The following is a 14,269-nucleotide window of genomic DNA, read 5'->3' as shown; positions in this document are numbered from 1 at the left end:
CCATCGATAATTCCAATGTTACTGTGCAAGTGATTCCACTGGAAACACGACATTGGAGCACATCATGATCATCGTGACCGGAGCCACCGGAAAGCTCGGGCGTCAGATCGTCGAGAGGCTGCTGGCGCGCCTACCGGCGGACCGGATCGGCGTCAGCGTCCGCGACCCGCAGAAGGCGAAGACGTTCGCGGACCGGGGCGTACGGGTGCGGCAGGGCAGCTTCACCGACCCCGACAGCCTCGCCCACGCCTTCGAGGGCGCCTCCCAGGTGCTCATCGTCTCCGTGGACAAGATGGGCGAGGAATGTGTGCGGCAGCACCGCGCCGCGATCGCCGGGGCGGTGGCAGCGGGCGTCGGGCGCATCCTCTACACCAGCCAGATGGGCGCCGGCCACGCCTCGCACTTCCAGGCCTGTCGCGACCACGCCGCCACCGAGGACGCGTTGCGCGCCTCCGGCATACCGTTCACCTCCCTGCGCAACGGCTTCTACGCCGCCAGCGCGGTGCAGTTCGCCGCCCAGGGTCTGGAGTCCGGTGACATCGCGCTCCCCGCGGACGGGCCGGTGGCCTGGACCACGCACGCCGACCTCGCGGACGCGGCGGCGGCCATCCTGGCCGACGAGGGCCGCTTCGAGGGGCCCACACCACCGCTCACCGGCACCCAGGCGCTCACGTTCGACGACATCGCGGGCATCGCCGCCGGGATCACGGGCCGCACCACCACCAGGACCACCGTGCCCGACGCCGAATTCCGGGAACAGCTGGTGGGCCACGGCACCCCCGCAGAGGTCGCGGACCAGCTGCTCGGCATCTTCGCGGCCGCCCGCGCCGGTGAATTCGCCGCGGTCGACCCGACGCTGGCCGAACTGCTCGGGCGGGAGCCCATCGGCATGAGCACCGTGCTGCGCGAGCAGACGGCCGGCGACAACAGCGGTCAGTAGGGGCGGGCCGCCGGACCGGGGTGCCTGAACGGTCCGTCCAGAGCTGCCCACTGGAGCAGCATGATGGTCTTGGCGTCTGCGATGTCCCCGCTCCGGATCATCGCGAGCGCCTCGTCGAAGGGGAGTTCCACGGTCGCGATGTCCTCGCCCTCCTCCGCGACCCCGTACCCGCCGTTCGCCTCGGTCGCCTCGGTCACGGGATCGTAGGGGGCAGCGTAGAAATGCAGGCGCTCGGTGACCGACCCCGGGCTCATGTAGACGGTGAACACCGGCTCGGGAGCTCCGATGACGTGTCCGGTCTCCTCGGCCGCCTCCCGGCGAATGGCTTCCTCAGGGGCATCACCGTCCAGCAGCCCGGCAGCTGCCTCGATCAGCATCCCGTCCGGGTGCCCGTTCACGTACGCGGGCAGGCGGAACTGCCGGGTGAGCAGCACGGTGCGACGTTCGGAGTTGTGGAGCAGGACCGTGGCGCCGTCGCCCCGGTCGTACGTCTCGCGCTGCTCCCGGCTCCAATGCCCGTCACTGTGCCGGTAGTCGAAGGTCGTCCTGCGCAGGACGTACCAGTCGCAGGAGAGCACGTCCACGTCCCTGACGCGCACCCTCGGGTTCCCGGTCAGGTCACGGCCTTGCCGGTCCAGGCCCGTGCGCCCGCGCCGGTCCGGGGTGTCCAGGCCGGCGGTCACCGCGCGGCCGGGATGTCGTCGATGCCGGTGCAGACGTCCAGGCCCAGGCCCTGGGCCGTCGTCACCATCCGGTCCGCGCCCTCCGAGGGGCCTCCGATGCGCAGTACGGCGTCGCAGCGCGTCAGCAGGCGCTCGGCGACGGGGTGGAAGATCTCCTGGAAGACCGGGTCGCCCGGCCCCGTGCTCCCTGCGGCCTCCACCAGCGGAAGGGCCAGCGCCTCCCCGGTGAGCGGCAGGTGGCCCGCGCGGAAGAGCGCCAGTGCGGTCAGGTTCATCGCGCGTACATGGGCGTCGAGCTTGGCCGGGTCGCCCCCGGTCCCAGAACGGTAGGGACCGGCGACCAGGATCATCAGGGGGCGCGGAACGGCAGCAGTCATGACGGGTGCTCCTCGGAGTGGGCCGGGTTCAGGCCAGGGTGGTGCGGACACCCTCGTCGCACAGGGCCGTGAGGGTCTGGGGGCCGTTGGGATGGGTGGCCGGGTCCTCGGCCGCGGCGTCGGTGACGAAGTCGTCGACCGCGCCCAGCGGGGCGACCCGGCTGAACGCGCGCACCCCGAGCTTGGTCGCGTCCGCCACCGCGATCGTCCGGGTGGCTCCCGCGAGCGCGGACTGCTTGACCGCCGCGTCGTCCAGCGAGAATTCCGACCACCCGTACTCGGCGTGCACACCGCCGATGGACAGTACGAAGCAGTCGAAGGCCAGCGCCTCCAGCGTGCGCAGGGCCAGCGGCCCGACGAAGGACCGCTCGCCGGGCCGGGACCGGCCGCCCACGACCAACAGGTCGATCCCGGGCCGGTCCGCCAGGCTCACCGCGGCTTGCAGGCTGAGGACCGCCACCGTGAGCGGGGCCCGTTCCGCGAGGTGCTCCGCGACGTGGACGGTGGTGGTGCCCGCGTCCAGCAGCACCCTGGAACCCGGCTCCACCATCGCGGCCACCGCCGCCCCGAGCCGGTCCTTGGTCGCGGCCTGCCACGGCTCGCGCGCCGAGAACCCCGCCCCTTCCTCACGGGACCGCGTGGCGACGGCACCTCCGTGCACCCGGCGCACCAGCCCCTGGCGCTCAAGTGCGTCGAGGTCTCTGCGCACGGTCATTTCGGAGACCCCCAGGCGATGCGAGAGCTCCGACACGGAAACCCGGTCGGAGCCCTGCACCAGCCGCAAGGTCAGGTCAAGACGGTTGGCGACACCCATACCCCCATTTCTAACATGACTATGTTCGTTTGAACATTTACCTGTGTGAGTTCGTGAGGTGGCCGACCGTCGGGGCCACCGTGCCGAAGAGGTCCGCGACGGTGGTCAGGGCGGCGGCCTGAAGGGCGGCAGCCGGCAGTGCGCCGCCGTCCGGGGCGGGCAGCGAGCGGGTGGCGGTGGCCTCGGCCACGACCGTGGGCCGGTAGCCGTGGTTGAAGGCGCCCTGCGCGGTGAACGTGACGCACATGTGGGTCATGAACCCGGCCAGCACCAGCTCCGGACCGGCGCCCCGCTCCCGCAGGACCGCCTCCAGGTCTGTACCGCGGAAGGCGTCGGGGAACTGCTTGACGACGACCGGCTCACCCGCGACCGGGGCCACCTCCGGGCTGATGGCGCCGATCTCCGCACGAATGTCGTACGGACCGCCCTCACCGCCGTCGTTGACGATGTGGATGACCGTCGCCCCCGCCTCACGCGCGGCGGCCAGCAGGCGCGCTCCGGCGGCCAGGGCGGGTTCGGCGCCCTCCAGCGCCATGACGCCGGTGCGGTAGGTGTTCTGGAAGTCGATCATGAGCAGGGTGGCCGAGCCGAGGCCGGGCAGCGTGTCGTCGAGACCGATGACGTCGCGCAGGGTCGTGGAGACGCTCATTGCAGAAGATTCCTTTTCGGGCAGGGCCGTTCGGACCGAACGGACAGAGATCTGTCCCAACCGGGCTCTGTTGGGACACGCAGGGTCGGACCGGGCGCGGTCGCGCGTCGGCCGAGCAGAGATAGAGCAGGTCAGGCCGTGGTGCGGAAGCGGCGGCGGTAGGCCGCCGGGGTGGTGCTGATCTGCTTGCGGAACGCTCGGTGCAACGTCTCCACCGAGCCCAGACCGGCCGCCGCCGCGACCCGCTCCAGCGGCTCATCGGTGGCTTCGAGCAATCGGCGCGCCGCCTCGACCCTGGCCGCTTCCACATACGCGGCCGGACTGGTGCCGGTCTCCTGATGGAAGACCCGGGCGAAGTGCCGCTCGCTCAGGCACATGCGTTCCGCCAGCGCGGGCGCCGAGAGGTCGGCGTCCAGGTGTCCGGTGATGAACACCCGCAGCTCGTCGATGTCCCGACGGCTCGCAGCCGGCCTGCTCAGCGGGACGCTGAACTGGCTCTGGCCGCCCAGCCGCCTGAGGTACATCACCAGCTGCCTGGCCACCATCAGCGCCAGTTCCTCGCTGTGGTCCTCCGCCACCAGCGCCAGCGCGAGGTCCATGCAGGTGCTGATGCCCGCACCCGTCCACACCTTGCCGGAGCGGACGAAGATCGGGTCGGGGTCCACCCGTACCTCGGGGTGGTCGGCCGCCAGCTGTGCGGCGGTCGACCAGTGAGTGGTCGCCCGCCGCCCGTCCAGGAGACCGGCCGCCGCCAGTACGTGGGCGCCCACGCACACCGACGCGATACGGCGGGCGTGCGGAGCCGTGTCCCGTACCCAGGCGACCACGTCATCGTCGACCCGGGCCACCGGACCTTCGGGGCGCATATCGACGGCGCCGGGCACCAGCAGGGTGTCCACCGCACCCGCCACCTCCGCGAACGCCAGATCCGCCACCAGACGAACCCCCGCCGACGTGACGACGGGGCCCCGCTCGGGCCCGGCCAGCCTGACCTCGTACCCCGCGTCGCCGCCGGTCTCCCGGTTGGCCAGGGCGAACACCTCGGCCGGACCGGTGACGTCGAGGAGGTCGACATCGGCGAAGACCGCGATCACGACGCGGTGGGTGCTGGAGGGCATGCGTCCATCGTGACCGCCCGAACACACGGCCGCAATGACAGGTGTCTGTCACATTCGGACATCCACCCCGGACACCAGCCTGCGGGAAGCCCGCCGGATGAACCGCTCCCCTGAACCGCTCCTCAAGCATGCGTCGGGCCGTGGCGCGAGAACCTGCGAAGTGGCGACCAGGCGGACGTAAACCCCTTGTTTCGGGTGGAGTTCGAGGAATATCTACGCGCGGAGCTACGGGTACCGAACGATCATTCGGGCAATTCCGACAGGTTCCCGCCTGCCTATTACCGACTGGTACCGATAGCTGCTACAACAGTTGACGCTCCATCAACCCCCCACCCACCCCCCCACACTTCGGAGGGCTGACAGCTATGTCAGTACGGAGATTCTGGGCGTCCGCATCCACTCTGCTCCTCGCCGCCGCGGCTGCTCTGGGTATGGCCCAGCCGGCCTCGGCATCCTCCTCGGCCGCCGCCGGCGGGTACGTCGCTCTGGGCGACTCGTACTCGTCCGGCGTCGGAGCGGGGAACTACCTCTCCGACAGCGGTGACTGCCGGCGCAGCACCAACGCCTACGCCTATCTCTGGGCGGCGGCGAACTCACCGTCCTCGTTCGACTTCGTCGCCTGTTCGGGCGCCACCACGAGCTCGGTGGCGAGCAGCCAGCTCGGCCCGCTGAACTCGTCCACCTCCCTGGTCAGCGTGACCGCGGGCGGTAACGACGTCGGGTTCGCGGACGTCATGCAGGACTGCGTGCTGTCCGGTGAGGCCGCCTGCCTCTCAAGCGTGGACTCGGCCGTGTCGCAGATGAACGGCTCACTGCCGGCCGGTCTGAGCTCCCTCTACGGATCCATCCACTCGAAGGCCCCGCAGGCACGTGTCGTGGTGCTCGGCTACCCGCGCTTCTACCGGATCGGCGGAAGCTGCATCGCCGGGCTGACGGAAGCGGAGCGCACGGCCATCAACAACGCGTCCGACGTGCTGAACGACGTGATCGCCAAGCAGGCCGCTGACGCCGGATTCACTTTCTCCGGTGTCGCGGACGAGTTCACCGGGCACGAGCTGTGCTCCGGCGACCCGTGGCTCCACAGCGTCTCGATCCCCATCGAGAACTCGTATCACCCCAAGGCCGAGGGACAGTCGGGCGGCTATCTGCCCGCCTTCAGCTCGGCAGCGTAGGGCCCACGGGAAGCAGCGGCGGCGCGGCAGTGGCTCAGGAGCCCCGGCTCCGAGGCCCTGCCGCGCCGCTGCCGTCAGGGAAGCCGTTGCGGGCGGGTCGCCTTGATCGAGTACATCAGCGGGATGCGCGGCCGCTCCGTCGGGAAGCGGTAGCCGCCGTCCGGCTGCCGCTCCAGCACGGGAAAACGTGCGAAGAGTGAGGTGTCGTGCTCGTGCAAAAACTCGATCCGCAGCCCGGCGGCGGCCAGTGCCGAGACCACGCTGCCCACCGGGTGCTGCCATTCGACGCTGCGGTTGTGGACGGTCGGCGCGTCGAAGTCCGCGTACGTGCCCGGCGTCTCGTCCACCCAGGCTTCGCGGCTGAAGTAGTCGTGCACGATCCGTTCACCGGTCGCGTCGTCGAGGCAGTCGGTCAGCGGGTGGAACTCCGCGAGGTAGAGGAACCCTCCGGGCGCCACGAGCGAGGCGGCCGTGTCGGCCCAGCGGTCGATGTCCGGCAGCCAGTTCAGCGCGCCGATGCCGGTGTAGACGATGTCGTACGAGGAGTCCGGGACGGCCTCCGCCGCGTCGTAGACGTCGGCGGCGACGAACGCCGCCCGGTCAGGGGGCAGGCCGATTTCCCGGGCCAGCGAGCGCGCGGTCTCGACGGCCGGCTCGGAGAAGTCGAGGCCGACGACCTGGGCGGCGCCGTGCCGGGCCCAGGAGAGGGTGTCGAGCCCGATGTGGCACTGGAGGTGGAGCAGCGACCGGCCCGTCACGTCCCCGACCTCCGCCAGCTCGAAGGCCCGCAGGGCGTCCTTGCCCGCGCGGAAGGAGTCCAGGTCGTAGAAGTCACTGCCGTAGTGGATGGGCACACGTTCATCCCACATGGCGCGGTTGGCTTCGCGCCAGTCGGCGGGTATCGGTGTATGCATGCCGGCGAGGTTATCCACAGGCCGAGGACGGGGCGAACGAATTGTCGCCGGTCCGGCGCAGAATGGTGGGCATGACTGAGACCACTGGTTCGACGACCGATTCCGTTCCGGAGTGGGAGCAGCGTTTCCGGGCTCCCCGGGTGTCCCTGCCCGACTGGGCGGAGGACGCGCCGGACCGCGCGCTGTTCGTCTCCAACGCGACGGGGACGTACGAGCTGTACGCCTGGGACCGGGCCACCGGCGAGCAGCGCCGGGTGACCGACCGCCCCAATGGGACGACGGACGGCACGCTGACGCCGGACGGCGAGGCCATCTGGTGGTTCAACGACACCGACGGCGACGAGTTCGGGGTGTGGATGCGCCGGCCGTTCAACGACGCCGGGGCTGACGGCGAGGGCGCGAAGGACGAACCGGCGGTGCCCGGTCTTGAGGCCTCCTACCCCGCCGGGCTCGCGATCGGCCGGGACGGGACGGCGGTGGTAGGCCGTTCGACGGACGAGGACGGGACGACGGTCCACGTCGTACGGCCGGGGGCGGCCGAGCCCGTCGAGATCTACCGTCACCGCGAGTCGGCGGGGGTCGGTGACCTGTCGCACGACGGGACGCTGATCGCGCTGGAGCACACCGAGCACGGTGACGCGATGCACTCCGCGCTGCGCGTGGTGCGGCCGGACGGCAGCACGGTCGCGGAGCTGGACGACACCGAAGGGGGCACGAAGGAGCTGGGTCTCGCGGTTCTCGGCTTCGCCCCGGTGGCCGGGGACAGCCGGCTGCTGGTCGGGCATCAGCGGCGCGGCCGCTGGGAGCCGATGATCTGGGACCCGGTGGCGGGCACCGAGACGGACCTCGCCATCGAGCTGCCCGGCGATGTGGGGGCGGAGTGGTATCCGGACGGTTCCGCGCTGCTGATCGAGCACGGCTTCGAGGCCCGCAGCGAGCTGTGGCGGTACGGTCCTGCGGCGGGCGACGGCACCCTGGTGCGGGTGGAGACGCCCACCGGTTCGGTCTCCGGGGCCACCGCCCGCCCGGACGGCACGGTGGAGTACCTCTGGTCCTCGGCCGCGGAGCCGCCCGTCGTCCGGTCCACGAGTGGTGCGGTGGTGCTCGATCCGCCGGGTGCGAAGGCCCCTCGGTCCGTGCCCGTCGAGGACGTCTGGGTGGACGGTCCCGGGGGCCGGGTCCACGCGCTCGTCCAGCGTCCCGCGGCCCCGGCGGAGGGCCCGTTCCCGACCGTCTTCGAGATCCACGGCGGCCCGACCTGGCACGACAGCGACGCCTTCGCGGGCGGCCCCGCGGCCTGGGTGGACCACGGCTACGCGGTCGTCCGGGTCAACTACCGCGGCTCGACCGGCTACGGGCGGGCCTGGACGGACGCGCTCAAGCACCGGATCGGCCTGATCGAGCTGGAGGACATCGCGGCGGTGCGGGAGTGGGCGGTGAAGTCGGGCCTCGCGGATCCGGCGAGGCTCGTCCTGGCCGGCGGCTCCTGGGGCGGCTACCTGACACTGCTCGGCCTCGGTACCCAGCCCGGTGACTGGGCCGTGGGCCTGGCCGCCGTCCCGGTCGCGGACTACGTCACGGCGTACCACGACGAGATGGAGGCGCTGAAGGCGATGGACCGCACCCTGCTGGGCGGGACGCCGGAGGAGGTGCCCGAGCGCTTCGAGGCCTCGTCGCCCCTGACGTACGTCGACGCCGTACGGGCCCCGGTCTACATCTCGGCGGGCGTCAACGACCCGCGCTGCCCGATCCGCCAGGTGGAGAACTACGTGGACCGGCTGAAGAGCCGCGACGCGGTGCACGAGGTCTACCGCTACGACGCGGGCCACGGCTCGCTCGTCGTGGAGGAGCGGATCAAGCAGGTGCGCCTGGAGCTCGACTTCGCCGCCCGCCATCTGGGACCGCCCGACGGCCCCGCAGGACAGGGCTCCTGAGCCGCGTAGGGGCCGTATAAGGGGCGGCGCCACGGGTGCCCCCGCTCCGGGCGGCCGGAGCGGGGACCGTACCGTGGAGGGGTGTACCGGTTCCTGCTGACCCCGCGATGGTGGGGGATCAACCTCTTCGTCGTGCTGGCCATCCCGTTCTGCGTGTTCATGGGCACCTGGCAGCTCGGCCGCTTCGAGGACCGCGTGCAGACGCACGAGGCCGCCGAGAAGCAGCCCGCTCCGGGCACGAGGGCCGCCAAGCCGATCGATGAGCTGCTGCCCGTCGACACGGTGACCTCCGGCCGTCCCGCCACCGCGACCGGCCGGTACGCCGACCAGTTCCTGGTGCCCGGCCGGAAGCTGGACGACCGGACCGGCTTCTACGTCGTGGGCATGCTGCGCACCGACAGCGGCAAGGCGCTTCCCGTGGTGCGCGGCTGGCTCCCCGGGAAGGCCGGACACACCTCCGTACCGCCCGCGCCGACCGGCGATGTCACCGTGACGGGCGACCTCCAGGCCTCGGAGAGCACGGGCACGGCCGGGGTCGACGCGACGGGCGGGCTGCCCGACGGGCAGGTCGGCATGATCAGCGCCGCGTCACTCGTCAACCTCGTGCCGTACGACGTGTACGACGCGTGGGTGACGCTCCAGCGCTCCGACGTCCGTACCGGCGGCGCGGAGACAGCGGGTAAGGGCGAAAAGGGCACAGGCGCCGCCACCGCGCTGCGTCCCGTACCGGCCGCCGCGGCGCAGGGCACCGGGCTCGACCTGAAGGCCTTCCAGAATCTGGGCTACCTGTGCGAGTGGTTCGTCTTCGCGGCGTTCGTGCTGTTCATGTGGTTCCGGCTGGTCCGGCGCGAAGCGGAAGCCGTCCGCGACGTGCGCCTGGGCCTCGTGGTGGACCCGGCCGCAGTGGACCCCGACACAACCGACCCCGACACAGCGGACCCGGACACGGGGGCCTCGGGCCCGGAAGCGGCCCCGGACCGGGAAGCCGGCACGCACGTCGTCCTTTGAACGGCTCCCGCGACTGATCCCGCGACCGCTCCCTCGGCTACCCCTGCGGCGAAGGCTCCAGCGCGCCCGTCCGGTAGATCGTGCCCGCGCAGGCATTGCTGATCTTCGTCTCCGCGACCGGCGCTCCCGGCTCCGCCGTGTGCTTCACGGCGACGCTGCCCTCCGCCTTCCCCGGCTCGTCCTCACTGCCGAGCTGCGTGTCCGTACCCGTTTCGGTGTCCCAGGTCCCGCTGTCGCCCGTGCTGGACCCGGCCGAGCCCACCGCGCTGCCGGCCGTACCGTCCGTCGGGGTCGGTGAAGGGGAACCGCCGGTCGTCGGACAGGTGTCCTCCGGAACCCAGGCGAACTGCACCTCGTAGGCCATCTCCGGCGCCAGCAGCACCGTCGCCTCCTCCTCAGCGGGATCGGGCAGCCCCGACGCGGCGTCCCCCTGGGTGTGCCGGACGACCGCGATCTTGGCCGGATCCGCCGCGCCCATCGCCTCGAAGCCCACCGTGCCGCCGCTGCTCACCGAGCAGTCCTTGCCCGAGACATTGGCGATCCGGAACGTTCCGTACACCGTGCCGTCGGCGCCGGTCGCGCCGGTCCTGGCGGAGGCGACCCCGAGCTGGTCGGGCGAGCAGACCGGCATATCGGCGGCGACGCTGGCCCTCGGATCGGCCGAACTGCCGACCGCCGTGCCCTCCACACCCTGGCCGCTGCTGGCGGACGGGCTGGCCGAGGTGTCCGGGACACCGCCGGAGCCGGCGTCCTTGTGCCCCTCGCTCGCACCGCCGTCGGCCGCACCGCCGGAGCCCGGACCCGGCTCCTCGCCGCTGCCGCCCTGCGCCTGCTCGCCGTGACCGGCGATCGCGGGGCTGGCGGCATTCGACCCCTCGGAGTGCGCGACATGGAGGAACGCGGGGACCGCGGTGCCGATGAGCAGGGCCGCCGCCGCCGCGCCCACGAGCGCCTGCCGCCGCCGGGCCCGACGGGCGGGCACCGCGCGGTACAGGTGGTCGAGGGTGCCGTCGCGGGGTTCGAGCCCCTGCACGGCGCCGCGCATCATCCGGCGCAGGGCGTCCTCGTCGGCATCCGCACCCATGCCGGCTCCGAATCCGGCACCGGACCCGGCGCCGAAGAGGGCGGCCAGCGGGTCGCGGTCCGTACCCGGGGTGCTGTCCGGGGTGCTGTCCGGGGTGTATCCCGGAGTGCTGTCCGGCCCGTGATTCACAATTCCGTTTCCAGTCCGGTCATTCCGATGTCCGAATGAGGGCCCGTGCCGGTGTCCGTGCTCGTGGCCGTCGCGCCGGCTCATGCCTGCGCCTCCATCACCACGCGCAGCGCCGCGATGCCGCGGGAACCGTACGCCTTCACCGAGCCCAGGGATATCCCCAGGGTCGTGGCGACCTGAGTCTCGGTCATGTCCGCGAAGTAGCGCAGCACCAGCACCTCCCGCTGGCGCCGTTGCAGCCCCCGCATCGCCTTGATCAGCGCGTCCCGCTCCAGCTGGTCGTACGCCCCCTCCTCCGCGCTCGCCATGTCCGGCATGGGCTTCGAGAGCAGCTTCAGCCCGAGGATGCGGCGGCGAAGTGCGGAGCGGGAGAGGTTGACGACGGTCTGGCGCAGGTACGCGAGTGTCTTCTCGGGCTCCCGTACCCGGTTGCGCGCCGAATGCACGCGGATGAACGCCTCCTGCACGACGTCCTCACAGGAGGCCGTGTCGTCCAGGAGCAGGGCCGCGAGGCCGAGCAGCGAACGGTAGTGGGCGCGATAGGTTTCGGTGAGATGGTCAACTGTAGTTCCGGCCGCCACGCTCTCTTCAGCGCCCTCGCGCTGTGACGGCAGCCCCGCCTGGCGCGCGGCGGGCATGGGCGCGATCACCGGCATGCCGCCGGGCGTACGGGGCCGTCTGAGCGGCCGCACCGAAGCGCCGCGCAAGGGGCCCACCACTGTGATATCGAGTACCTCTGCCACGCCAGTTGGACACGTTTCCCCCCGTCAGGGTTGTACGCATACGGCACCGCGTTTGACACCATGCGATATGCCTTCATACGTAACCGCTCTTCCCCGAATACCCCGAATGTGCGCCCCGCCGCGCAAGAAGTGACGGCTTAGACGCGTGCTGCCCGACCGGCGGTTGCAGCGGGCCGAAAGGTCATCGTCGGACACCGCTGCGTCCCAGCTCAAGAGGTTCAGACCAGCAAGTTGCTCACAGGTGCTTCACAGACCGTACAAAACAGGTTCGATCAGGACCGGGAAATTCAGAACACGCGGAATTCGGCCGCCACGGCTTCGGCGATCTGCGCCACGTTGAGCGCGGCGCCCTTGCGGAGGTTGTCGCCGCAGACGAAGAGCTCCAGCGCCGTCGGCTCGTCCATCGACCGGCGGACCCGGCCGACCCAGGTCGGATCGGTGCCCACCACGTCGGACGGGGTCGGGAAGTCGTCCGCACCGGGGCTGTCGTACAGCACCACGCCGGGAGCGGTCGCCAGGATCTCGTGCGCCCGGTCGACCGTGACCTCGTTCTCGAAGCGGGCGTGCACGGACATCGAGTGGGAGGTGAGCACGGGGACGTACACACAGGTCGCCGCCACCCGCAGGCTCGGCAGATCGAGGATCTTGCGGCACTCGTCGCGGATCGCCAGCTCCTCGGACGACCAGCCGTCCCCGGCGTCCGTCCCGGCCCACGGCACGACGTTGAGGGCGACGGGTGCGGCGAACGGGCCGCCGTGCGTGTCCCCCACGACCCGGCGTACGTCACCCGGCTTCGTGCCCAGCTCACTGCCGGCCACCAGCGACAGCTGCTCGCGCAGGGCCGCGACGCCGTCGCGCCCGGCCCCGCTCACCGCCTGGTACGAGGACACGACGAGTTCCCGCAGCCCGAATTCGGCGTGCAGCGCGCCGACCGCGACGATCAGGGCCAGGGTCGTGGAGTTCGGGCTCGCGACGATGCCGCGCTGCCTGATCCGGGCGGCGTGGGGGTTGATCTCGGGGACGACGAGCGGAACGTCGCCGTCCATCCGGAAGGCCGCGGAGTCGTCGATGACGACCGCGCCCCTGGACGCGGCGAGCGGCGCCCACCGTTCGGACACCGCGTCGGGTGTCAGGAACAGCGCCACGTCCACGTCGTCGAAGATGTCCTCGGAGAGTTCGAGGACCTCGGTCTCCTCACCGCGCACGACCAGCTTGCCGCCGGCCGAGCGCGGTGAGGCGATGAGTTTCACCTCGCCCCAGACATCCGCGTGTTCGGAAAGGATCTGGAGCATGACGCCGCCGATCGCCCCGGTCGCGCCGACGACCGCGAGCGAAGGGCGGCGTGCGGTCATCGGCCGGTGCCCCCGTACACGACTGCCTCGTCGGAGTCGCTGTCGAGGCCGAAGGCGGTGTGCACGGCGCGCACGGCCTCGTTGACGTCGTCGGCGCGGGTGACCACCGAGATACGGATTTCGGAGGTCGAGATCAGCTCGATGTTCACACCGACGTTGGACAGCGCCTCGAAGAAGCCCGCGGTGACGCCCGGGTTCGTCTTCATCCCGGCGCCGACCAGGGAGATCTTCGCGATCTGGTCGTCGTAGCGCAGCGACTCGAAGCCGATGCCGCCGCGGTTGCGCTCCAGCGCGTCGATGGCCTTGCGGCCCTCCGTCTTCGGGAGCGTGAACGTGATGTCGGTCAGACCGGTCGACGCGGCGGAGACGTTCTGCACCACCATGTCCATGTTGATCTCGGCGTCCGCGATCGCCCGGAAGATCGCTGCTGCCTCGCCCGGCTTGTCGGGTACACCGACGACGGTGACCTTGGCCTCGGAGACGTCATGGGCGACTCCGGAGATGATCGCGTGCTCCACCTGCTGGTCCCCTAGCGGCTCGTTGCTGACCCAGGTTCCGCGCAGTCCCGAGAAGGACGAGCGGACGTGGATCGGGATGTTGTAACGGCGTGCGTATTCCACGCACCGGTGCAGCAGCACCTTGGAGCCGGACGCGGCCAGCTCCAGCATGTCCTCGAACGAGATCCAGTCGATCTTCTGGGCCTTCTTGACGACCCGCGGGTCGGCGGTGAAGACACCGTCCACATCGGTATAGATCTCACAGACCTCGGCGTCCAGCGCGGCGGCGAGGGCCACTGCGGTGGTGTCGGACCCGCCGCGACCCAGGGTGGTGATGTTCTTGCCCTCCTGGCTCACCCCCTGGAACCCGGCGACGATGGCGATGTTGCCCTCGTCGATCGAGGTCCGGATGCGGCCCGGCGTGACGTCGATGATCCGCGCTTTGTTGTGGACCGAGTCGGTGATGACACCGGCCTGGCTGCCCGTGAACGACTGGGCCTCGTGGCCCAGGTTCTTGATCGCCATGGCAAGCAGCGCCATGGAGATCCGCTCTCCGGCGGTCAGCAGCATGTCGAACTCGCGCCCGGCGGGCATCGGTGACACCTGCTCCGCGAGATCGATCAACTCGTCCGTCGTGTCGCCCATCGCAGACACCACGACAACCACCTGGTTGCCGTTCTTCTTGGCATCGACGACTCGCTTGGCGACGCGCTTGATGCCCTCGGCATCGGCTACGGAGGAACCCCCGTACTTCTGCACGACAAGGCCCACGTGCGCTCCTCGCTCAATCCATTGCTGTCGGCTCAGTTTAACGAGCAGTCCGGAAACGCCTCGCTGATATCAGATGCTGAGATG

At 70.9% G+C, this 14,269-nt stretch carries 14 protein-coding genes; 4 read left to right on the top strand and 10 right to left on the bottom strand.

Translation table 11 applies throughout. From position 1 onward, the window contains the following. The first annotated feature begins 64 nt into the window (after nt 1–64). Complete coding sequence (locus RLT59_RS20515) at nt 65–940, top strand: NmrA family NAD(P)-binding protein (RefSeq protein WP_311304733.1); 876 nt, start codon at nt 65–67, stop codon at nt 938–940. Here the strand turns inward: RLT59_RS20515 and RLT59_RS20510 are convergent. The 5 genes from RLT59_RS20510 to RLT59_RS20490 form a co-directional block, all read right to left on the bottom strand. Further along, nucleotides 934–1,623, bottom strand: a complete 690-nt coding sequence (locus RLT59_RS20510) for an NUDIX domain-containing protein (protein ID WP_311304732.1) — start codon at nt 1,621–1,623, stop codon at nt 934–936. The genes RLT59_RS20515 and RLT59_RS20510 overlap by 7 nt on opposite strands. Beyond that, the gene (locus tag RLT59_RS20505; RefSeq protein ID WP_311304731.1) at nt 1,620–2,000 is read right to left on the bottom strand and encodes a DUF4406 domain-containing protein; all 381 of its coding nucleotides are present in this window, start codon (nt 1,998–2,000) and stop codon (nt 1,620–1,622) included. The genes RLT59_RS20510 and RLT59_RS20505 overlap by 4 nt, the downstream gene beginning before the upstream one ends. 28 nt (nt 2,001–2,028) lie before the next feature. Beyond that, nucleotides 2,029–2,814 (bottom strand): DeoR/GlpR family DNA-binding transcription regulator, encoded by a 786-nt coding sequence (locus RLT59_RS20500; RefSeq protein WP_311304730.1) that lies wholly within the window; start codon nt 2,812–2,814, stop codon nt 2,029–2,031. A 37-nt stretch (nt 2,815–2,851) separates the two neighbouring features. Further along, on the bottom strand, nt 2,852–3,463 hold the full coding sequence (locus RLT59_RS20495) for an isochorismatase family protein (protein ID WP_311304729.1): 612 nt from the start codon (nt 3,461–3,463) through the stop codon (nt 2,852–2,854). Nucleotides 3,464–3,594: 131 nt separating this feature from the next. After that, nucleotides 3,595–4,581 carry a GlxA family transcriptional regulator gene (locus tag RLT59_RS20490; RefSeq protein WP_311304728.1) on the bottom strand — a complete coding sequence of 329 codons (987 nt, stop codon included), beginning with the start codon at nt 4,579–4,581 and terminating at the stop codon, nt 3,595–3,597. 365 nt (nt 4,582–4,946) lie between these two features. On the opposite strand from RLT59_RS20490, the gene RLT59_RS20485 reads away from it, so the two are divergent. Next, a complete protein-coding gene (locus tag RLT59_RS20485; RefSeq protein ID WP_311304727.1) occupies nt 4,947–5,753 on the top strand; it encodes an SGNH/GDSL hydrolase family protein in 807 nt (268 codons plus the stop codon). 74 nt (nt 5,754–5,827) lie between these two features. Here RLT59_RS20485 and RLT59_RS20480 read toward each other — a convergent pair whose 3' ends face one another. Further along, nucleotides 5,828–6,667: a class I SAM-dependent methyltransferase gene (locus RLT59_RS20480; protein ID WP_311304726.1), complete on the bottom strand. Its 840-nt coding sequence runs from the start codon at nt 6,665–6,667 to the stop codon at nt 5,828–5,830. Nucleotides 6,668–6,729: 62 nt separating this feature from the next. Between RLT59_RS20480 and RLT59_RS20475 the strand changes: the two genes are divergently transcribed. Then, complete coding sequence (locus RLT59_RS20475) at nt 6,730–8,601, top strand: prolyl oligopeptidase family serine peptidase (RefSeq protein WP_311304725.1); 1,872 nt, start codon at nt 6,730–6,732, stop codon at nt 8,599–8,601. 81 nt (nt 8,602–8,682) lie between these two features. Then, complete coding sequence (locus tag RLT59_RS20470; RefSeq protein WP_311304724.1) at nt 8,683–9,609, top strand: SURF1 family protein; 927 nt, start codon at nt 8,683–8,685, stop codon at nt 9,607–9,609. A 37-nt stretch (nt 9,610–9,646) separates the two neighbouring features. On the opposite strand, the gene RLT59_RS20465 is transcribed toward RLT59_RS20470, so the two are convergent. From RLT59_RS20465 to RLT59_RS20450, 4 genes are all read right to left on the bottom strand, one after another. Beyond that, a complete protein-coding gene (locus RLT59_RS20465; RefSeq protein WP_311304723.1) occupies nt 9,647–10,822 on the bottom strand; it encodes a hypothetical protein in 1,176 nt (391 codons plus the stop codon). An 80-nt stretch (nt 10,823–10,902) separates the two neighbouring features. Continuing rightward, the gene (locus tag RLT59_RS20460; protein WP_311304722.1) at nt 10,903–11,478 is read right to left on the bottom strand and encodes a SigE family RNA polymerase sigma factor; all 576 of its coding nucleotides are present in this window, start codon (nt 11,476–11,478) and stop codon (nt 10,903–10,905) included. Between the two features lie 374 nt (nt 11,479–11,852). After that, complete coding sequence (locus tag RLT59_RS20455; RefSeq protein ID WP_311304721.1) at nt 11,853–12,917, bottom strand: aspartate-semialdehyde dehydrogenase; 1,065 nt, start codon at nt 12,915–12,917, stop codon at nt 11,853–11,855. Next, a complete protein-coding gene (locus RLT59_RS20450; RefSeq protein ID WP_073733546.1) occupies nt 12,914–14,185 on the bottom strand; it encodes an aspartate kinase in 1,272 nt (423 codons plus the stop codon). The genes RLT59_RS20455 and RLT59_RS20450 overlap by 4 nt, the downstream gene beginning before the upstream one ends. Nucleotides 14,186–14,269: the final 84 nt, after the last annotated feature.

The organism is Streptomyces sp. ITFR-6, assembly GCF_031844725.1.
GTDB lineage: Bacteria > Actinomycetota > Actinomycetes > Streptomycetales > Streptomycetaceae > Streptomyces.
This window is presented reverse-complemented; position numbering and strand designations above follow the sequence as displayed.

What these genes read in the sequence shown, in the direction of transcription:
- RLT59_RS20475 (WP_311304725.1), top strand. Translation starts at nt 6,730, where the DNA reads ATGGTGGGCATGACTGAGACCACTGGTTCGACGACCGATTCCGTTCCG.
- RLT59_RS20480 (WP_311304726.1), bottom strand. Translation starts at nt 6,667, where the DNA reads ATGCATACACCGATACCCGCCGACTGGCGCGAAGCCAACCGCGCCATG.
- RLT59_RS20505 (WP_311304731.1), bottom strand. Translation starts at nt 2,000, where the DNA reads ATGACTGCTGCCGTTCCGCGCCCCCTGATGATCCTGGTCGCCGGTCCC.
- RLT59_RS20485 (WP_311304727.1), top strand. Translation starts at nt 4,947, where the DNA reads ATGTCAGTACGGAGATTCTGGGCGTCCGCATCCACTCTGCTCCTCGCC.
- RLT59_RS20460 (WP_311304722.1), bottom strand. Translation starts at nt 11,478, where the DNA reads ATGCCGGTGATCGCGCCCATGCCCGCCGCGCGCCAGGCGGGGCTGCCG.
- RLT59_RS20490 (WP_311304728.1), bottom strand. Translation starts at nt 4,581, where the DNA reads ATGCCCTCCAGCACCCACCGCGTCGTGATCGCGGTCTTCGCCGATGTC.
- RLT59_RS20515 (WP_311304733.1), top strand. Translation starts at nt 65, where the DNA reads ATGATCATCGTGACCGGAGCCACCGGAAAGCTCGGGCGTCAGATCGTC.
- RLT59_RS20455 (WP_311304721.1), bottom strand. Translation starts at nt 12,917, where the DNA reads ATGACCGCACGCCGCCCTTCGCTCGCGGTCGTCGGCGCGACCGGGGCG.
- RLT59_RS20500 (WP_311304730.1), bottom strand. Translation starts at nt 2,814, where the DNA reads ATGGGTGTCGCCAACCGTCTTGACCTGACCTTGCGGCTGGTGCAGGGC.
- RLT59_RS20495 (WP_311304729.1), bottom strand. Translation starts at nt 3,463, where the DNA reads ATGAGCGTCTCCACGACCCTGCGCGACGTCATCGGTCTCGACGACACG.